This is a genomic window from Chitinophaga sp. OAE865, assembly GCF_040546735.1.
Classification (GTDB): Bacteria; Bacteroidota; Bacteroidia; order Chitinophagales; family Chitinophagaceae; genus Chitinophaga; species Chitinophaga polysaccharea_A.
In genome coordinates, this window is the sequence record NZ_JBEPOF010000001.1 from 403,834 (window position 1) to 423,731 (window position 19,898).

The following is a 19,898-nucleotide window of genomic DNA, read 5'->3' on the forward strand; positions in this document are numbered from 1 at the left end:
TGCAGATCTTGTTGAAAAAGAGGGTTTATCTGCTCAATATACAAAAGTCTATCATATCAATAGACTAATTTAAATCCCATTTCAAACCCGGATAACTTTTGGTTATGATCCATAAATATAGGTTATAGGGCAGATAGTCTACTTAACCAGTAGATTAATCTATATTTGTAAATCCTTTCATAGCTTTATTGGGTGAAACGATAAACTAACATCATAAACAGCAGTTATATGGGCAATGCGATCCAGGAGTTTAACGACTACCGTGCCAGGATGAACGAGGTAATACTGGGCAAACAGAATAAAGTGATTAACAGGCTTTTCAACCTGGATACCAATACTTATGCAGAGGGAGCGCTGAGCACCAAAACCAAGGAAATGCTGGGGCTGGTGGCATCTATGGTGCTGCGTTGCGATGATTGTATCAAGTATCATCTTGAAAAATCATATGAGCAGGGCGTTACCACTGAAGAAATGTATGAAATATTCGCGGTGGCCAATATTGTAGGCGGCACTATTGTGATCCCTCATACCCGCCGGGCGGCAGAATTCTGGGAAGAATTACAGGCACAGTGAGCTGATAATTACAGCTATCTATCGTAACTTTACGGACTCTATAATATTTTTATTTTAACTCATACTAATGTCAACAGCAACTATAGCCCCGCAGGCGCCACTTACGTCAAAGGATTTTGTAACGGACCAGGAAGTACGTTGGTGCCCTGGCTGCGGCGACTACTCTATACTTAAGCAGGTACAAACTATTATGCCTTCACTGGGAGTGCCCCGCGAAAACATTGTGATCGTTTCCGGTATCGGTTGTTCCTCACGCTTCCCTTACTATATGAACACTTATGGGATGCACTCTATCCACGGCCGCGCTACGGCGATCGCTTCCGGTTTGAAAGCGGCGCGCCCTGAGCTGAGCGTGTGGATTGTAACTGGCGACGGGGATGGCTTATCCATTGGCGGTAACCATACCATTCACTTGCTGCGCCGTAATTTTGATGTGAACATCATGTTGTTCAATAACCAGATCTACGGTTTAACCAAAGGACAGTACTCTCCTACTTCAGAAGAAAATAAGGTGACCAAATCCACTCCAATGGGCAGTATAGACCATCCTTTTAACCCAATGGCCCTGGCCCTGGGTGCGGATGCTACTTTTATTGCCCGCAGTATGGACCGTGATCCCAAGCACCTGCAGGAAATGCTGAAACGCAGTCATGCGCATAAAGGCGCATCTTTCCTGGAAATATACCAGAACTGCAACATCTTCAATGATGGCGCTTTTGAAGCCTTCACAGAAAAAAGCAGCAAAGCCGATGAAACCATTTTTGTGGAACAAGGCAAGCCGCTGGTATTTGGCGCCAACAAAAATAAAGGTATACGTCTCGATGGCTTAAAGCCGGTAGTAGTGGAACTGGGCAACGGGTATTCAGAAAGCGACCTGTGGATCCATGATGAAAATGATTTCTACAAAGCGCAACTGCTCACCCGTATGTTTGATGATGTGCGTATTGAAGGACATTTACCCCGTCCGTTCGGTATCTTCTACGAGGCTTTCCGTCCTACCTATGAAGATATCATGGGCTACCAGTTAACAGAAGCGCTGGCTAAAAAAGGCCCCGGCGACCTGGACAAATTACTGGCAGGTAGCGAAACCTGGACCATCAAAGGATAATAAACACCTCCAATAAAAGAAAAAGCCTTCCGTATATCACGGAAGGCTTTTTCTTTTATAACCAATATCTTAGTGCCCCATTGCGCCTACATCAAATAATACTTTATACAGTAACACCACCCCGAAAATGATCATACTTGCCCCTGCAATACGGTTCAGCCATTCTACATTGGTAAGCGTCAGTTTATGACGGATCTTATCAGATACAAACACTTTCAGGATATCTGCAGACAATACCAGGCTTAGGCAAACCGCGTACATAATGATCCGGTGACCGGCCGTGGTAGCGCTGTTGGCCACACAAACCCCCAGCCAGAAAATGATAACTCCCGGGTTCAGTGTATTCATCAAAAAACCGGCAAGCCATATTTTGAGATAGTCGTGGGTGCGGAACATCTCCGGTTTTTCATCCCCGGTACTGATCTTTACTTTTTTAAACAACAGTCCGTAAACGCCCATCCCTATCAGTAAAAAGCCGCCTACAATACCGATGGATCTTTTGTATTCTTCCAGGCCGCTGATAAAAGATGTAGCCAGGTTACCTGTGAGCACAAATATGATATCGCTGAAAGACACGCCCAGTGCGAAACTGATCCCTGCCTTAAAGCCGTTATTGATGCTGTATTTAATAATCGCGAATATTACCGGGCCTACCGATAAAGAAAGAAATAATCCAAGCCCCAGTCCCGCTACAATTGATGCTATCATGCGTATAATTTCCGTGTCACAGGTGCAACTTAACTCTTAACGGTTTTCCCGGCAAGAAATTTCTCCCAGTCTTTCAGTTTTTCACCTTTCATTACACGGGGAAACTTATTCATAGCGCCTTCCTTGCCTTTGCAACGGAGGTAATCTATAAACGCATCATTTGGTAATATCTCCACAAATACTTCCTTCAGGGCGGCAGAACGTTCTACGGCATAATCATCATTTACCTCTGCAAGGGTTTGATCGATGATTTCGCGTACTTTTTCTGCATCCACACCCGGTGTATCCGTACCTACATACCAACGGTGCGCAAACAGGTTCTGATAAGGGAAACCGGCTACGGTAAACTCACGGATGGTGATTCCCATTTTTTTCTGAACGTTATCAATGGCTTTGTTCATGTTGTCGATACTCATATGCTCCCCGCAAAGACTGAGGAACTGTTTGGTACGGCCAACAATCACTATTTCATGTTCCTTTACGGAAGTGAATTTCACTACATCGCCGATCAGGTAGCGCCATGCACCTGCGCAGGTAGACAGCATCACGGCATATTCCACATCTTCCACCACCTCATGGATCATGTAAGATTTAGGGTTGGGCTTTACTTCTCCTTCTGCGTCGAAGTTCTCTTCATTGAAAGGAATGAATTCATAGAAGATACCTGCGTTCAGCACCAGCTTAATGCCTTTGGTACCCGGCCTTGCCTGGAAACCAAAAGACCCTTCGGAAGCCATATAGGTTTCTATAAACGCAATGGGCTTTCCGAGCAGCTTCTGGAAGCTATCGCGGTAAGGCTCAAAAGATACGCCCCCATGAATGTATACCGCCAGGTTTGGCCATATTTCATGGATATTTTTAACACCGTGATATTTGATGATTTCTTCCAGTACGATCTGTACCCAGGCCGGCACACCACAAACGGTGCCCACATCCCAGTCTTTAGCCTTGCGCACAATTAACTTGATACGCTGCTCCCAGTTCGGTTTACGGGAAATTTTGCCACCAGGCTTGTAAAACCGGCGGAACCATTTCGGGATATTTTTGGCCTGGATGCCGCTCATATCGCCTTCATAGTAATCGCCTTTTTCAAATAAGGAAGTAGTACCGCCCAGCATGAGGATGCCTTTTTCAAAAGAGCGTGGCGGGATATTAAAGTTGGCCATTGAATACAGCTGCTTCACCCCTACTTTCTTCACTGTTCTGAGCATGGCCTTGGTAACGGGTATATGTTTGCTGGCTGATTCTGAAGTACCGGAGCTGAGCGCAAAGTACTTGATCTTCTCCGGCCAGCTTACGTTCGCTTCACCTTCCAGGCAGCGGTACCACCATTCCGCATGCATTTTGGTATAGTTATGCACAGGTACTTTTTCCCGGTAATGCGCTATAAAATTGGCACTGTCCAATACTTCCTGAAATTGGTAGTGGCGACCAAACTCCGTATCCTTGGCCTTCTCCAGCAAACGATGCAGCACCTGCAGCTGGTATTGGCGAGGTGTTCCTAATTTAAATGTGAACTTCTTCCTGATGCGTAGTGACCTGGAAATAAGATTACCTATAATGGCCATTAACTTTCCCTCTCTTTAATTGAACTACAAAAATAAGTGGAATCCTGAATATAAGTTGACTGATAATTCGGAATTACAGATTATGTGGTAACATTAAGTCATCTATATATACAAAATGTCAAAAATATGTAGGTTATAATTCGCAATTCATAATTCGTAATTCGTATTACCTTTGCGGCATGTTAAAAACAACTTTACTCAAAGCTACTGAAGCCAGCGGAAAAATACTGCAACAATATTTCAACGGTCCTTTCGAGGTGAGCAGTAAAAGTACGGTTAATGACCTGGTAACGGAAGTGGATAAAAAATCTGAAACCGCTATCATCAACATTATCAGGGAAACTTATCCAGATCATTTTATCCTGAGTGAGGAAGTAGGTGAAATAAAAACAGATTCTTCCGTAAAATGGATCATTGATCCCATAGATGGTACTGTTAACTACGCCAATGGTATTCCCATCTGTTGTGTATCCATAGGCGTGGAAAAAGACGGGGAAATGGTGCTGGGAGCGGTTTACAATCCCTTTATGAATGAATTGTTCGTAGCAGAAAAAGGCCAGGGCGCAACCCTGAACGGCAAGCCGATCCATGTTTCCACCAAAGCAGATGTATCGAAATCCTGCCTGGTAACAGGTTTTCCTTACCAGTGGCAGGACATGCCCAATAATCCGTTGAAAGTATTTGAACGTATAATTAAAGAAGGCATTCCCCTTCGCCGGCTGGGCTCAGCAGCCATAGATCTTTGCTGGGTGGCCTGCGGCCGCTTCGATGGCTTTTATGAACATCATCTACAGGCATGGGATTCTGCTGCCGGTTATCTCATCGTGGAAGAAGCAGGTGGAAAAGTAACCGACTTTTCAGGCAACCGGTTCTCACCCTACCAAAAGAAGATACTGGCCACCAACGGTCATATCCATAGCGCATTACTAGATCTTGTTAACGGTAAATAAGTTTGTGAAGATGGAACAGGAAAGAACAGAAATACAGGACCTGGGAGAATTCGGATTAATCGACTATCTCACCAGGAATATAGAAATACAAAACGCCAGTACCGTATTGGGCGTAGGCGATGATGCCGCGGTTATTGACCACTTCGGTAAACAAACCGTGATCAGCACAGATATGCTGGTAGAGGGCATCCACTTTGACCTGATGTATACCCCGCTGAAACACCTGGGATATAAATCGGTGGTAGTAAACCTGTCAGACATCTACGCGATGAATGCCACGCCCACTCAAATCACCGTAAGCATAGCCTTCTCCAACCGCTTCTCCCTGGAAGCGCTGAACGAATTTTATGAAGGCGTATACGCGGCCTGCGAAAAATACGGGGTAGACCTGATCGGTGGCGATACCAGCAATTCGCAGAAAGGGTTTATTATCAGTGTTACGGCCATTGGTGAAGTAACACCCGACCAGTTCGTAAAACGGTCTACAGCCGAAAAAGGCGACCTGCTCTGCGTTACCGGCGACCTGGGCGCTGCCTACCTGGGCCTTACCCTCCTGGAAAGGGAAAAGAAGATCTACCTGGAAAGCCCGGGCGTAAAACCCGACCTGGAAAACCAGACGTATATCATTGGCCGCCAGCTGAAACCCGAAGCCCGTAAAGATATTATTGAATTCCTGCAACAGGAAGACATTAAGCCTTCGGCGATGATGGATGTAAGCGATGGCCTCAGCTCTGAAATACTGCATATCGCCAAGCAAAGTAACCTGGGCGTTGTGCTGTATGAAGAAAAGATCCCCATTGCCCAGGAGAGCAGGGAAATAGCCATGAAATTTGGCCTGGACCCTACCGCCTGTGCGCTCAGTGGCGGGGAAGACTACGAACTGCTGTTTACCATGAAGCAGGCCGACTACGACAAAATTGTGCTCAATGAGCAGATCAGCGTGATCGGTTACATGACCGAAATTACCGAAGGAGCGCATATCCTCACCAAAGGAGGCAACAAATTCAAACTGGTAGCGCAAGGCTGGAATGCTTTCCAGCAGTAATGCAGCGAGGGTTGTCTGACTCAGGATTAAACTGATTAATCATGATTACGCTGATTTGATTACTTTAGATTAAAAGGATTTGGGGAGATTTAAGCGAATCGCTTATATCTCCCCAAATCCTTTTAATCATTTATCAAACCCAAAAAATAAAATCCGGATAATCATGATTAATCAGTTTAATCCTGAGTCAGACAAAATCCGCGTTTACTTCTCCACAACCACCGGTATCACGGGACTGTTGTGGGTTGGCGGGAGGTCGCCGGCGAATACGCAGAACTTAAGCTGGTATTTGCCCGGCTTATCGGGCATCACCACTTCCAGGTTGATGAGGCGCCGGAGCACAGCCCTTTCCAGCGTCATAGAAGATTTTACCGGTGGCAGCGCTTCGTCTTTAGCCATAAATCCATAACCCAGTACCGGTTCATTGGTCCTGTCCAGCCGGATAGGCTGGTGGTAATTATTAGTGGGTTGCAGGATCACATTCACGTGTTCCCCGCGTTTTGCCCGGATGCTTTTCAGCGCAGGCTTCAGCTGTATCAGTGAATAAGAGTAATAATCAGATTGAATGTAATAATCCCATGTTCCATAAACGGTTTTCAGGCTGTCTGTAATGGGGATCCCTGTACCGGGATCAGATACTACCATTACAGGCCTGCCCCAGAGCTGGGTTTCCGTATCCCAGAAATTATACTGGCTTCTGCGGGCATAGCGGCTGTTGAGACTATAAGAAAGCTGCCCGGTGTAAAACATATATTTCGATGGCCGCTGGTAGCTGTTCACAAATACCACAGGTTTGCCCTGCGCTCTTGCGGCCACCTGTGATGTCCATTCTTTGTTATGGTGAATTTCAGGTCTTATTTCTACTCCAGGCATAAAATCCCATACCATGTATACCCGTGTTACCAGTACCAGCAACAGGGTAACCGGCAACGTATACAACAACCATTTATGCGACCAGCCTTTCCTTACAATCGCCTGGTGCGCCAGTATCACTACCGGCGTAAAAAGCATTACGGTCCAGTTGGCCTCTACCCTGCCTTTGAAAGTACTGAGCAGGAAAAAGGACAGTACGCCTATCACACAAAACTTCAGGGCGCGCTCAAAAGAATTGGTGATGGGGCTGCGGAAAGCGTAGTACAGTATGAGCCAGCCAAGAAGAGGGCCGAATAGTAATAACTGCCCGCCCAGGTAATCCAGCGAATAACTGATATCATAGGAAGATGCGTTCCTGTCTACCAGGTGATACTGCAGCGAAGGAAAGCCATGGGTATACTGCCAGTAAATATGCGGCAGGAATAGCACCGTGGTGAGTATACAGGCTACATAAAACTTGAAAACCTTTAACAGGTTTATGTTTGACAACAGTGTAAAGAATACCAGCAGGATGCCGTGGTATTTACTGTAAAACATCAATGCCATAGAAAGGCCCAGCAACAGGGTATTTTTCCAGGTTTGCTCATTTATGAAATTGCGGTAAACCCAGAAATATACTGCGGCAAAGAAGATAAGGGGCAAGTCCGGCACTGCCAGTATACCACCTATCTGCATAGCGCCCATGGATCCTACCAGCAGGTAGAAGAGCTTATTATCCCTTGAAGCAACCAGCCTGGCTGTAATCCAGAGGGTGAGCGTATTCACTATTACAATGAGCAGTCTTACGCCCAGTTCATTATGAAAGATCCCGTATCCGATTTTAATGAACAGTGCAATCATGGGCGGGTGATCAAAGTAACCCCAATCCATATGACGGGAATACACCCAGTAATAGGCTTCATCATCCCACAACTCGGAGAAGCAGGCCTGCAGGAGGCCCAGCACCAGCCAGGAGAGCAGGAACAGGTTTCTATACTGGTCTTTTTTCAGAAAGCGGATTAGTGCGCTCATGCGGATATACAGTATTATTAATCCTGCGAAGATAGGGCTATTAACAGTATACTGTAGTTTCCCAGTTAGAGGCGATGGCTACCAATGTGGCATCATACCCTACCGCAATACGCCCGGATACGTGCTCACGGCCAATTGCACGGGCCGGATAAAGTGATGCCATGCGTAAAGCTTCTTCCAGGGGAATACCCACCTGCTCCACACAATTGCGGACAGCTTTGGTCATAGTGAGCCGTGAGCCCGACAAAACACCCGTGGCACTCACATAGCGGTCTGTCTCTTTAATATATACATAGCCGCCTTCTTTATTTTCCTCTACGGCATCTGTGATCAGGAACAGGCGCTCTTTCATGATCTTCTTACTGATCCTGATGGAGGCAAAGTCCACATGAACACCATCTGCTACTATACTGGCAGATACGCGCGGGTGATCATAGATAGCGCCAACCAGGCCCGGGGCACGGCTTTCCAGGGGTGACATGGCATTAAAGAGATGGGTAGCATGGTGAATACCGGCATCAAATGCCGTATAGGCCTGTGCGTATGTAGCGTTGCTATGGCCCGCAAATATCACGATACCGGCGGCTTCCAGCTGCCTTACCAGTTCCGGATCGCAGCATTCCGGCGCCAGGGTCATTATCTTCACCACATCGCGGCCATTTTCCAGGATCCAGTTAATATCTTCCTGTGTGGGGGCATGAATATATTGTTCCAGGTGCGCGCCTTTTTTCTTAGGGTTGATAAAAGGCCCTTCCAGGTGTAAACCCAATACGCCCTGGCCTCCCTGTTCCCAGTAGGCTCTTACCGCCTTCATGGCTTCCAGCATAATTTCCGGGCTGATAGTAGCCACTGTGGGCATAATCCAGGCAGCGCCGCCACCTTTGCTGTAAGCCACTGTAGCTGCCAGTGAAGTAACCGACGGGTACATGGAAAATACCTGGCTGTTGCCACCATAAATCTGGAGGTCTATAAAAGCAGGAGCCAGCAGGGCGCCTTTCAGGTCTGTTTCGCTACCGGTGGCTTTCCAATCCGAGGAGGGAACAATACTGGTAATTTTCCCATCCTGTGTAATCACTGCATGATCATCCAATATCTCTTCCCCGGTAAATATCCGGGCGTTGATGTAGGCAACAGACATAACAATAAATTTTACAGGCGTTAAATGACTTCGTATAACTCAAGCGGCAGACCGTCGGGATCTGCAAAAAAAGTAAACCGTTGGCCGGTATGGGGATCTGTTCGAAGGGGCTCTGTATTTACCCCCTTTTGCTGTAACCGGGCTACAACGGCTTCAATATCGGCCACTGCAAAAGCCAGGTGGCGAAGCCCGCAGGCTTCCGGGTGGCTGGGCCGCGGCGGCGGGTCCGGGAAGGAAAACAGTTCAATAATATACTGGTTGCCCAGTGCCAGGTCCAGTTTCCAGGAGTCCCGCTCTTCCCGGTATACCTCACGTATTACCTGCAGGCCCAGCACATCGGTATAAAATGCTTTACTCCTGGAGTAGTTCGCACAAATAACCGCGATGTGATGGACTGCCTGTAATAACATATCAATATTTTACTGCTGATCAGAATGGTGTGCAATTATCCCTTTGGAACAAATGTAAAGGCATCGGCATCTTTCAGGAAAGGAATATTTTTCCTTACTTCCTCCAGCCGCTCACGTTGAAGGGTATACGTAAAAATGTCTTCGTCGTGTGATTTGCGGTAAATGATTTCTCCCATCGGATCAATGAGACTGGTTTCCCCGCTGTGATAGATATTGTTACCATCATTGCCTACCCGGTTTACCCCGATGGCAAATACCTGGTTTTCAATGGCGCGGGCCTGTAACAGGGTGGTCCAGGCAGTTTTGCGCCGTTCCGGCCAGTTGGCCACATATACCAGCACATCGTAGGCCGCTTCGTTGGTATCCGGCTGGATGCTGTTGCGCGCCCATACGGGGAAGCGCATATCGTAACAGATATTCAGGTTAATCTTCCAGCCTTTTACCTGGGCTATAAGACGTTTATTTCCGGGAGTATAATGTTCGTGCTCTCCTGCATAACCGAACAGGTGGCGCTTATCGTAGGTGCCATAGGTGCCGTTGGGCAGCATCCATATAAGGCGGTTCAGGTATTCGCCGTTTTCTTTAATGATCAGGCTGCCGGTGATAATAATATTCTTTTCAGCCGCCTTCTTCCTCATCCACTGCACTGCTGTTCCATCCATTGTTTCAGCCAGGCGTTCAGATTCCATGCTAAAGCCTGTACTGAACATCTCGGGTAAAAATACCACTTCAGTCTTTTCCTTAATGCTGTTGATTTTCTCATCAAACATACGCAGGTTGGCTTCCTTGTCTTCCCAGTGCAATTGGCTTTGTATGAGTGTTACTTTCAGATCTGACATTGTCGGTTATTGTGGTCACAAAATTACGGCCTGACGGGTTAGAAACTTTTCAAATTATTGCCCGCTTAGGCCTCGTTCTTTGCAATTTGTTCAAGCGCATCGTTGATAAGCTCCGGTTCAAAGCCTTTTTGCAGGAGGTGCTGCATGGTTTTATACTTACGTTTCATGGCCGTTTCCCCTTTGAGCGACAGGTACTTCTTCTCTACCAGTTTATGAAGTACGGCGATATAATCATCTTCATCAATTTCCTCCATTCCTTTTTTGATGCAGTAAGCAGATACCTGTTTCTGCTTCAGCTCCATCATGATCTTTTTGCGCCCCCACTGCTTGATACGGAACTTACCGCCTGCATAGGCTTTGGCAAACCTTTCCTCGTTGAGGAAATTATCTGCTATCAGCTCTGCAATGGCTTCCTCCACTTCTTCCCCTCTCAGGCCCAGTTCCAGGCATTTATACTTTGTTTCCTGGTGGCTCCTCTCCTGGTACGCACAAAACTGCCGGAGCTTTAGTATGGCGGTTTTCATGTTATTTATCTTACTATTCTCAACTTGGCGTAGTTCAGCATAATTTTCTTCTCACCACCGCCTTTAGGGAAGTTGATAGTAGCAATCCTGTTATTGGGCGCGCCTTCCAATGCGGCGATGGTGCCAAATCCGAATTTCTGGTGCTCCACCTGCATACCGGGCTCCATGCCGGCCGGATCATCCGGGGTGAAATCGGCTGAGGGCACATGGGTGGTAGCCGGAGAAAACGTTGGTTTGGCAGCAGGCTTCTGGGTTACCGGCTGTGATGGCTGTGATGGCGACTTTTTCCGGTCGAACATATTGTTCGTATTGCTCCACCCTATATTGCCTCCCCCGCCAAAAGCGTTGCGGACACTGCCTCCGCCGGCATAGCTGCGGTCAATGAACTTTTCCGGCATTTCTTCCAGGAAACGGCTTGGCTCATTTTGTACCAGGTTGCCAAAACGGTAACGGCTGTTGGCGTAGGTAAGCCATAAGCGGGCCTTGGCGCGTGTAATGGCCACATAGAACAGCCGTCTTTCTTCTTCCAGCTCTTCCCGGGTGTTGATAGACATACCGCTGGGGAACAGGGTTTCTTCCAGGCCCACGGTGAATACCACCGGGAACTCCAGCCCTTTCGCCGCATGGATGGTCATCAGCTTCACTACATCGCTGTTTTCATCATTACCCTGATCGGCATCCGTGAGGAGGGTGATCTGCTGGAGATATGAGCCCATGCTTTTATCGAGCAGCTCCCCTTCTTCATCGGGAGTTTCGGTAAATTCCTTGATAGAGTTTAAGAGCTCCTGCACGTTCTCATAACGGGCAAGCCCCTCCGTAGTTTTATCGTTAAACAGTTCTTTTACAATGTTGGTAGATTTGCCTACAGCAACCGCCACATCATAGGCGTTGTGCGAGGAGAGCATTGCCTGGAAACTTTTGATCATGATCACAAAAGCTTCTATCGCTTCCAGGGTACCGCCTTTAAACCCGAATTCCCTTGCCCTTTCCAGCACTTCCCACATCGTAAGATTATGCTCATTGCTGAGCACAATGGTTTTTTCGATGGTGGTTTTACCGATGCCGCGTACGGGATAGTTAATGATCCTTTTCAGGCTTTCCTCATCGCGGGTATTCATGGTAACGCGGAGATAGGCCACGTAATCTTTGATCTCCTTACGCTGATAAAACGACAGTCCACCGAAAATGCGGTACGGAATGGCTTTACGGCGAAGGCTTTCCTCAAAGGAGCGGCTCTGGGCGTTGGTACGGTAAAGGATAACGAAGTCGCGGTTATCATAGTGGTTCCGCAGTTTTTGTTCTGCAATGGTATCAGCTACAAATTTACCTTCTTCATTGTCTGTCATGGTGCGTACCAGTTTAATGGTATCGCCTTCCGTGTTATCTGTCCAGAGGTTCTTTTCAATCTGTCCTTTGTTATGTGCAATTACCTCATTGGCTACATTCAGGATGGACTTGGTACTGCGGTAGTTCTGTTCCAGTTTTACCACTTTCACATCGTCGTAGTCTTTTTCAAACTGGAGGATATTTTCGATAGTGGCGCCCCGGAAGGAATAGATGCTCTGGGCATCATCTCCCACTACGCAGATATTTTCATTAACCGCCCCCAGCAATTTGATGATCTCGTACTGGGCGGGGTTGGTATCCTGGTACTCATCGATCATGATGTACTTGAACTTGTGCTGGTATTTATGCAGTACTTCCGGGAATGTTTTGAGGAGCACATACATTTTAAACAGCAGGTCATCGAAGTCCATAGCGCCGTTCTTAAACGTGCGTTTGGCGTACATATCATATATTTTGCCGATCAGCGGCCTGTTGGCGCGCATATCTTCCTGTTGCACCAGGTTGTCCAGCTGGTATTCTTCCGGTCCCATGAGGCTGTTTTTGGCAGCCGAGATGCGGTTGTATACGAAGTTGGGTTTATAGTGTTTATCGTCGAGATTCAGTTCGTTGATAATAGTTTTGATAACGCTTTTGGCATCGTCGGTATCATAGATGGTAAAGTCGTTGGGATAGCCGAGCCGGTGTGCTTCTGCACGCAGGAGGCGGGCAAATACGGAGTGGAAGGTACCTATGTAAAGGTTCCGGGCTTCGCTGCCGCCGAGGATCTTTTCCACGCGTTCTTTCATTTCCCGTGCAGCCTTATTGGTAAAAGTGAGGGATAAAATATTAAACGCATCCACGCCGTTCCGCATCAGGTGTGCAATACGGGTGGTAAGCACCTTGGTTTTTCCCGAACCGGCGCCTGCTACAATCATCAAAGGGCCGTTGATATGTGTTACTGCTTCCCGCTGTTGTTCGTTAAGCTCGTCTAAATAATTTGCCTTCATCACGACTGCTGTTTATAGATTTTCTGAAGTGTGTAAAAGTACGAAAAAGGAATAGAATCGCCTTCGGCGATTTAAATTGTCTTGGAGCAGGATTACGCTGATTTTACTGATTTATTTGATTTTATTTTTTGGATTTATAAATAATTAAGGGAGATATAAGCGGATATTTTCGCTCTTATCTCCCTTAATCTTATAAAAAATCAAAATTGATCAAATCCGATAAATCAGTAAAATCAGCGTAATCCTGCTCCAAGACAATTTAAATCGCCGAAGGCGATCCATCCGCTAAGGTTTAGCGCCGAGCGCCTTCATAAAGCGGAAATGGGACACCACCGCTCCCTGCATGGTAGGGATGCTGTTGTAAGTAAGATTATGTTCTGCGCATTTGGCTGCCACTATTTTACTGAGAGCCGGGTAATGCACATGGCTGATCCTTGGGAACAGGTGATGTTCTACCTGGTAATTGAGGCCACCTACGAGCCAGGAAATAATTTTATGCCCTGGTGCGAAGTTGGAAGTGGTTTTGATCTGGTGAATGGCCCATTCGTTTTCAATCAGCCTGGCATCCTCGCCAACTGCTTCAAATTCGGTTTCTTCCACTACGTGCGCCAGCTGGAATACGATGGCCAGGGTGAAGCCCATTACCATGTGCATAACAGCGAAGCCGATGGCCCAGGCCTGCCAGCCAAGCAAAAGGATGGGAAGCACGATATAGAAAGCAATATATAATACTTTACTGCCCCAGAACACCATATGGTCGGTCAGTTTCATGGGTTGCAGCGGTGTGGTATATACTTTACGGCTGAGGTATTTCACAAAGTCCATGATAAATACCCATGCGAAAGAAGAAATAGCGTATATCAGTATTACGTAAATATGCTGGATCCGATGCATAGGCACCCATTTCTGGGAGCTGCACTGCCGCATGAGCGGGCTTTTGGCAATATCATCATCCAAACCGTCTACGTTGGTATAGGTGTGATGGATGATATTATGCTTCTGTTTCCAGATAAAGGCGTTGCCTCCCAAAGCGTTAAGAGAGAGACCTAGCGCATCGTTCACCCTGCTGTTGGTGGAATAGCTGCCATGACAGGCATCGTGCATCACATTAAACCCGATACTTGCCAGCACAAACCCAAGCAATGCGCATAAAGTTACCGAGAGTACTACCGGCATCGATATAAACAGCACGGCCATATACAGGGCAATTGCCACGGGAATGAGGACGGCTGTTTTGACATATAGTTTCCAGTTACCGGTTTTCCGGATGTTGTTTGCTTTGAAATAGTCCTCTACAGCGGATTTCAGCGCCGGAAAGAATAGTGCATTCTTGTTGTTGAAAGTAACTTTTGGCATAAAAAAAATAAGCATTGTTGTTGCCGGGCGTACAGAAAAGTTGTAGTGGAACCGGGAAAAAATTGAAAGTATACGCTAATAAACGGTTTAAAACTGGTTTTTATATACTCCGGGGAGTAATATGCAGTTATTTAACAAAGATTTGTGCTTATAGCGGTAGAGGGATGACAATTAGGGGAGAAAGGGATAACAAAAGTCTGCAAACAGGCATACAGCAGTGACCTCTTCACCTGTTGGAGCTGGATACAGACACTACAGGTGTAAAAGCAGTTTTAGCCTGCTACCGGTTCATAGTCGCTTTTGCAGCGGCTTCAATGGTCATACTGAGGGTTCGCAGACTTCTGTTCCCGGAAGCCTGGTGGTGCTATTGATTGATCAATTTGCTGTTAATGCCGTGTAATACGGGTTTTCAGCATCTTTCTCGCAAAGTGTATCCTGCTTTTCACTGTACCCAACGGTTCATTGAGTATAGCTGCAATTTCATAATACTTGTATCCTTCAAAATACAACAGGAAGGGTTGTTTAAAAATAACGGGCAGGTTGTATACGGCCATCTGTACATCTTTTACCCGCAGGCCTGATTCGGCAAAGTTCCCGATGGCCGACGGCTGGTGGCTCAACAGGTAATCGCCCACAGCACTGTCCAGCAACCGGAACTGGCGGTTGCCGCGGCGGTAGTTATTGATGAAGATGTTTCTCATGATGGTATACAGCCAGGCCCGGATATTGGTGCCGGCCAGGTACTTATCACGGTTGGATAATGCCCTGAATAATGTTTCCTGGTAGAGATCTTTTGCAGATTCGGAGTCTTTGGTTAAGGTTACTGCATACGGCCGCAGGAAGTCGGCGTTTCCGAGTAATAAGTTATTAAATTCGGTGGATGACATAACGGTTAACTTTAAATTATTCACAATTAGTTGGAACAACAGCCTGTAAAATGGCCGGGAGAAAAAGAGATTAAAGCAGTAGTTGCATTACGCCGGTCTCCCTCCGGCGGATACTGCCGGCACCTGCCACGCTTATTAAAAAGGGAGGTATCAACACCCTGGTAAAGCGGCAACAGGTGCCTCATTCAGGTGTAGCACTAATCATAAGGAAAAGTTTTAGTTAATGAATAAACCTGCATATGGGGTATTTTAGAAATAGTTAAACAGGGTACCACAGTCTTTAATTATTCTCATTTTTTAGCTATCGTTTTTAATGCCTGCTGCGCAATCTGAATGAAAGCGATATGAGCATTGCTCCGGTGAAAATGGCGTAAATCCCGAAGATCCAGGTAAGCGTAACCGCGGCAGCCACGGGATTTGCGACCAGGAGAACGCCGAAAATGATTGTTAGCAAGCCACCGGCAATGTACCAGCCTTCGCCGGTGATAACTTTCCTCAGCCTGATGGCAATAATTAATTCGAACAGGCCGGCCAGCATAGCCCAGAAAGCAACCAGGTAAATGAGCGCTGCCCCGGTGGCAAACGGATTGTACAAGGTGAGGACGCCTAATATAACGCCCAGCAGGCCGGAGAGGAGAAAAATTCCCCAGTTCTCATTCGTTTTCCGGGCCGCGATGGCCCCTGCTATAGCAAAAAGACCAGCGATAAAAAGATATGCGCCTAAAAAAACGATCAGTGTGGTAAAAGTAGCACCAGGCCATCCAATGGCCAGCACACCCAATACCAGGGCGAAAATTCCTCTCAGCAAAAAGAGCCACCAATATGCGTTATAAAAATCAGGCATGCATTCTCAGTTTAAGGTTTCCACTATCAATGCTGAAATATGGCAGGGTATACCATTACGTGCTCCAGACATTTATTTCGTTTTTCAACATTCCGAACAACAAGGATATTATAATCAAATATTACAGTCGTGCGATTAGGTGTTTCCGTCACAACATCGATTAACAGGACACAAGGTTGCTCTCCTTGCGGGGTGTTCTCTTAAGATAAAATAGGTGGCAGGTGTTTTCATACTGGTAAGTTTATATGGTTACAGATAGCAGAAGGCCGGTTCGACTGATTTCCACTTGATCCTATAAATACCGATTGAACAACAACAGCTTATTTAAAGATGTTTAATTGGGGAGGCCCTCTTCAAAAATAATAGCCTGATTACACTCACTAACAATTCTTATTCACCCGATCATTCAAATGCAAAAAAGATTATATAAATCTAAAACAAGGACTCTACACACAATTTAAAAAATTTTGTTAAGAAAAACAAAAAGGTTTTAACCAGTCCATCAGTAGCAAAAGCAGCGCTTTTCCGGAAAGTTTAAGGGAAACAGGCTACTTTTCGTGCCTGTCTACCACCAGTTTCTGGTCGCGGTTGGCAATTTCCCAGGCCGTGTAAAAAACAAGGCGGGCTCTTTTTGCCAGCAGGTTATAGTTGATCTTTTCCACGGTATCGGTAGGTGCATGATAATCGGCATGAGTGCCATTGAAGTAGAAAATAATCGGGATACCGTGCTGTGCAAACATATAGTGATCAGACCGGTAGTAAAATCCTTCCGGGTCGTTGGGGTCGTTGTATTTATAATCCAGTTTGAGGTGGGTATAAGTATCATTAGCTTTTTCATTTATAGGCCGCAGTTCGGAACTGAGTTTGTTATCGCCGATTATATACAGGTAGTTGGTATCTTTTTCATGTGCCGGATCAATGCGGCCTATCATGTCGATGTTCAGATCTGTTACTGTATTTGCGAGCGGATAAATGGGATGCCCGGTATAGTATTGTGAGCCCAGCAATCCTTTTTCCTCGCCGGATACCGTCATAAATACCATACTTCTCCTGGGGCCATTACCCGCTTTTTTTGCGCGGGCAAAAGCAGCTGCAATTTCTATTACAGCGCTGGTGCCTGATCCGTCGTCATCTGCCCCATAAAAGATTTCATTTTCTTTTTTACCAAGATGATCGTAGTGCGCCGTCACAAAAACAAATTCGTCTTTCTTATCAGTGCCTTCCAGGAAAGCCAGCACATTGGAAGGTTGAAATACGGTAGCTGCTTTATCAAAAAACAGGTGAACCGGTGTTTGGTTAACCGCTGGCGGGGTCCAGCCTCTGTCTATCTCTTCAAGGAGATTATCGCCTTTATCGGTGTTGAGTATATCAGCGGCGAGCGCGGGTGTTATGTAGTAAATATTCGGGCTCCAGGTGGTGTCTTTCTGCCAGTAAAGCCCGGTAGTATGTAATCTTTTTTGCTCCAGCGAGCGGTATCTGCCGGCTGCCGGGCTGATGATGAGCAGGGCAGCCACTTCTTTTTGCTTTGCGGTTGCTATCCTCTCCTCCAAACTGCGACGGTCGCGTTGCATTCCTCTCCGGATATCGTCCCTGATCATCACTACCTGGCCTTTTACCTCCATATCCCGGTAATCGTTGTGATCAGCGGTTACGGTTCCTTCACCTGCATAAAATACACGGGATACCTGCAGGTCCTGTTTGCAGGAGGAGCGCAGATCTGCAAGAAAGTCCTGCGCAAATAAATACGTTTTGTTTCGGACGGTGATGGTACTTCTCAGCAAACTATCTGAGTAAATGGGATAATGTTGTTCCCATTTTCCGTTAGCTCCAGGTTGAAGCCCTGCGGCAGAGAACTGGCTGATGATATAGGCCGCTGCCCGCTCCTGCCCGCGTGTAGCGGTTTCCCGGCCTTCCATTTCCGGACCGGCAATAATATGCAGTTGCCGGCTAAGACCGGCAGCCGTTATACTTTCGCCATATTTTACAGCCACCTCATTATTGGTCTGTGCCTGTGCAATATTTATCAGCAAGAGAAAAGCGAGGGCAAATGGAACTCTCATGATTGATTTTTATAACCGGATTCACATGTATAAATAAAAAGAGCCGGTTGGAAGCCGGCTCTTTAATATTACCACAATTTCGTGTATTCGTTACTGTAAAAAATGATATATGGTTTAAAACCTTTACAGGCAAACCATTTTACGTACCCGGTCCTGGTGGCGGCCACCTTCAAATGAGGTGTTGATAAACACCTCTACCATCTGGTTGGCAACGGGAATATCTACAAAACGGGCAGGGATGCACAGTACATTCGCATTGTTATGTGAACGGGCCAGTCGCGCAAGTTCTTCACCCCAGCAGATAGCAGCCCGGATCCCCTGGTGTTTATTGGCAGTAATGGCTACGCCATTGGCGCTGCCGCAGATCAGGATACCGAAGGCAGCTTGTTCCCTTTCCACTGCTGTAGATACCGGGTGCGCATAGTCGGGATAATCCACAGAATCTTTTGAGTGGGTGCCATAATCTTTTACCTGCAGGCCTTTCGATTCCAGGAAAGAGATCACTTCTTCTTTATATTCATATCCTGCATGATCGGAACCGATAGCTACGGGCAATGTCAGGTTAAATACGGTATTTTCCATTTTCAATTTCTTGTTAGCTGTTAGCGATAATTAAGACCACTCTTCCACGTCAGTTTTAGTCATGCTGTCTTCACGTTCTTTCAGCGCCTTTTTCGATATAAAGATACTGATTTCATACAGACAGTATAAAGGCACAAATACGATGAGCTGATCTATCAGGTCGGGCGGTGTAATTACGGCAGCCAGGATCAGGATCACCACGATGGCATGGCGCCTGTATGATTTGAGGAATTCCGGTGTAAGGATACCGAGTTTGGTAAGGAAGAACACCAGTATAGGCAATTCAAACAGAAGCCCCATCCCCAATACGATCTGTGTCATCAGATCGAAATAATCATCTATAAAAAACTGGTTTACTGCTTTTTGAGTTACCGTATAGGAAGCGAGGAAGTTGATGGTAAAAGGCGCCATGAGGAAATAGGCAAATGCGATTCCCAGGAAGAACTGGAAAGACACCCAGAAGATCACGCCCCTGGCTCCTTTAAGTTCCTTTTCTTTCAGTGCGGGTTTTACAAAGCGCCAGAACTCCCAGAAAATGTACGGAAAGGCACAAACAAAGCCGATAATGAACGCCAGTTTAAATTGCAGCATGATCTGCCCCACCATCTTATAATTCAAAAACTGGACCTTTACAGGCGTAATACAGAGCTGATCTCCCAATCCTACCCAATGACTGATTTTGCATAGCGCCACATAGGAAGGAAAGCTGGCGTTAGTGGGTCCGAAAATTACATTATCCAGAATTTCCTGTGTATATAAAAAGCCGAATACGCTGAATGCAACGAGTGCCAGGGCCGATCTGACAAGGTGCCACCGGAGGTCTTCCAGGTGGTCAAAGAAAGACATTTCTGCCTTATCCTCATTGCTCGCGAACAATTTCTTTAACATACTTTATACGGTCGAACGATGTTGAATACAATTTCTTATTAAGGATCACAAATATAGCTGTTGCATACTACAAATTACAGTGTGCCTTGTATAAAGTACCCTATTTTAATATTGCTTTAAGCACAGTGTTGTTTATGCCAACAGCATGTATGTTATAAAGAAAAAAGCAGGAAGAGAAAAAAGCAGAGGAGTGAGATCAGT

Annotated in this window: 18 protein-coding genes; 4 read left to right on the plus strand and 14 right to left on the minus strand. The window is 46.3% G+C overall.

Annotated elements, in window-relative coordinates; genetic code table 11:
• The first annotated feature begins 228 nt into the window (after positions 1–228).
• Both ABIE50_RS01680 and ABIE50_RS01685 read left to right on the plus strand, forming a co-directional pair.
• Complete coding sequence (locus tag ABIE50_RS01680; RefSeq protein WP_209856631.1) at positions 229–573, plus strand: carboxymuconolactone decarboxylase family protein; 345 nt, start codon at positions 229–231, stop codon at positions 571–573.
• A 67-nt stretch (positions 574–640) separates the two neighbouring features.
• Positions 641–1,681 carry a 2-oxoacid:ferredoxin oxidoreductase subunit beta gene (locus ABIE50_RS01685; RefSeq protein ID WP_209856629.1) on the plus strand — a complete coding sequence of 347 codons (1,041 nt, stop codon included), beginning with the start codon at positions 641–643 and terminating at the stop codon, positions 1,679–1,681.
• Between the two features lie 69 nt (positions 1,682–1,750).
• Here ABIE50_RS01685 and ABIE50_RS01690 read toward each other — a convergent pair whose 3' ends face one another.
• Both ABIE50_RS01690 and ABIE50_RS01695 read right to left on the minus strand, forming a co-directional pair.
• Positions 1,751–2,389, minus strand: a complete 639-nt coding sequence (locus tag ABIE50_RS01690; protein ID WP_209856627.1) for a LysE family translocator — start codon at positions 2,387–2,389, stop codon at positions 1,751–1,753.
• 29 nt (positions 2,390–2,418) lie between these two features.
• Positions 2,419–3,957 (minus strand): GH3 family acyl-acid amido synthetase, encoded by a 1,539-nt coding sequence (locus tag ABIE50_RS01695; protein WP_142684804.1) that lies wholly within the window; start codon positions 3,955–3,957, stop codon positions 2,419–2,421.
• Between the two features lie 179 nt (positions 3,958–4,136).
• Here ABIE50_RS01695 and ABIE50_RS01700 point away from each other — a divergent pair, with 179 nt between their 5' ends.
• The gene (locus tag ABIE50_RS01700) at positions 4,137–4,907 is read left to right on the plus strand and encodes an inositol monophosphatase family protein (protein ID WP_209856625.1); all 771 of its coding nucleotides are present in this window, start codon (positions 4,137–4,139) and stop codon (positions 4,905–4,907) included.
• A gap of 10 nt (positions 4,908–4,917) precedes the next feature.
• A complete protein-coding gene (gene thiL / locus ABIE50_RS01705) occupies positions 4,918–5,952 on the plus strand; it encodes a thiamine-phosphate kinase (protein WP_142684802.1) in 1,035 nt (344 codons plus the stop codon).
• 204 nt (positions 5,953–6,156) lie between these two features.
• Here the strand turns inward: thiL and ABIE50_RS01710 are convergent, their stop codons facing one another.
• From ABIE50_RS01710 to tatC, 12 genes are all read right to left on the minus strand, one after another.
• Positions 6,157–7,836: an ArnT family glycosyltransferase gene (locus tag ABIE50_RS01710; protein ID WP_209856623.1), complete on the minus strand. Its 1,680-nt coding sequence runs from the start codon at positions 7,834–7,836 to the stop codon at positions 6,157–6,159.
• Positions 7,837–7,876: 40 nt separating this feature from the next.
• Positions 7,877–8,974 carry an N-acetylglucosamine-6-phosphate deacetylase gene (gene nagA, locus ABIE50_RS01715; protein WP_209856621.1) on the minus strand — a complete coding sequence of 366 codons (1,098 nt, stop codon included), beginning with the start codon at positions 8,972–8,974 and terminating at the stop codon, positions 7,877–7,879.
• Between the two features lie 20 nt (positions 8,975–8,994).
• The gene (gene gloA2, locus ABIE50_RS01720) at positions 8,995–9,384 is read right to left on the minus strand and encodes an SMU1112c/YaeR family gloxylase I-like metalloprotein (RefSeq protein WP_185937163.1); all 390 of its coding nucleotides are present in this window, start codon (positions 9,382–9,384) and stop codon (positions 8,995–8,997) included.
• Positions 9,385–9,419: 35 nt separating this feature from the next.
• A complete protein-coding gene (locus tag ABIE50_RS01725) occupies positions 9,420–10,223 on the minus strand; it encodes an amidohydrolase (protein ID WP_142684798.1) in 804 nt (267 codons plus the stop codon).
• A gap of 65 nt (positions 10,224–10,288) precedes the next feature.
• On the minus strand, positions 10,289–10,747 hold the full coding sequence (locus ABIE50_RS01730) for a regulatory protein RecX (RefSeq protein ID WP_209856619.1): 459 nt from the start codon (positions 10,745–10,747) through the stop codon (positions 10,289–10,291).
• A gap of 5 nt (positions 10,748–10,752) precedes the next feature.
• On the minus strand, positions 10,753–13,080 hold the full coding sequence (locus ABIE50_RS01735) for an ATP-dependent helicase (protein WP_209856618.1): 2,328 nt from the start codon (positions 13,078–13,080) through the stop codon (positions 10,753–10,755).
• A gap of 285 nt (positions 13,081–13,365) precedes the next feature.
• Positions 13,366–14,436: a fatty acid desaturase family protein gene (locus ABIE50_RS01740; RefSeq protein ID WP_209856616.1), complete on the minus strand. Its 1,071-nt coding sequence runs from the start codon at positions 14,434–14,436 to the stop codon at positions 13,366–13,368.
• A 386-nt stretch (positions 14,437–14,822) separates the two neighbouring features.
• Positions 14,823–15,323, minus strand: a complete 501-nt coding sequence (locus ABIE50_RS01745; RefSeq protein ID WP_209856614.1) for an RNA polymerase sigma factor — start codon at positions 15,321–15,323, stop codon at positions 14,823–14,825.
• A 310-nt stretch (positions 15,324–15,633) separates the two neighbouring features.
• Positions 15,634–16,167: an HdeD family acid-resistance protein gene (locus tag ABIE50_RS01750; protein ID WP_209856612.1), complete on the minus strand. Its 534-nt coding sequence runs from the start codon at positions 16,165–16,167 to the stop codon at positions 15,634–15,636.
• 548 nt (positions 16,168–16,715) lie between these two features.
• Complete coding sequence (locus ABIE50_RS01755; RefSeq protein WP_209856610.1) at positions 16,716–18,227, minus strand: M28 family peptidase; 1,512 nt, start codon at positions 18,225–18,227, stop codon at positions 16,716–16,718.
• 123 nt (positions 18,228–18,350) lie between these two features.
• Positions 18,351–18,809 (minus strand): ribose 5-phosphate isomerase B, encoded by a 459-nt coding sequence (gene rpiB, locus ABIE50_RS01760; RefSeq protein ID WP_142684791.1) that lies wholly within the window; start codon positions 18,807–18,809, stop codon positions 18,351–18,353.
• Between the two features lie 30 nt (positions 18,810–18,839).
• Positions 18,840–19,697, minus strand: a complete 858-nt coding sequence (gene tatC / locus ABIE50_RS01765) for a twin-arginine translocase subunit TatC (RefSeq protein ID WP_209856608.1) — start codon at positions 19,695–19,697, stop codon at positions 18,840–18,842.
• Between the last annotated feature and the right edge of the window lie 201 nt (positions 19,698–19,898).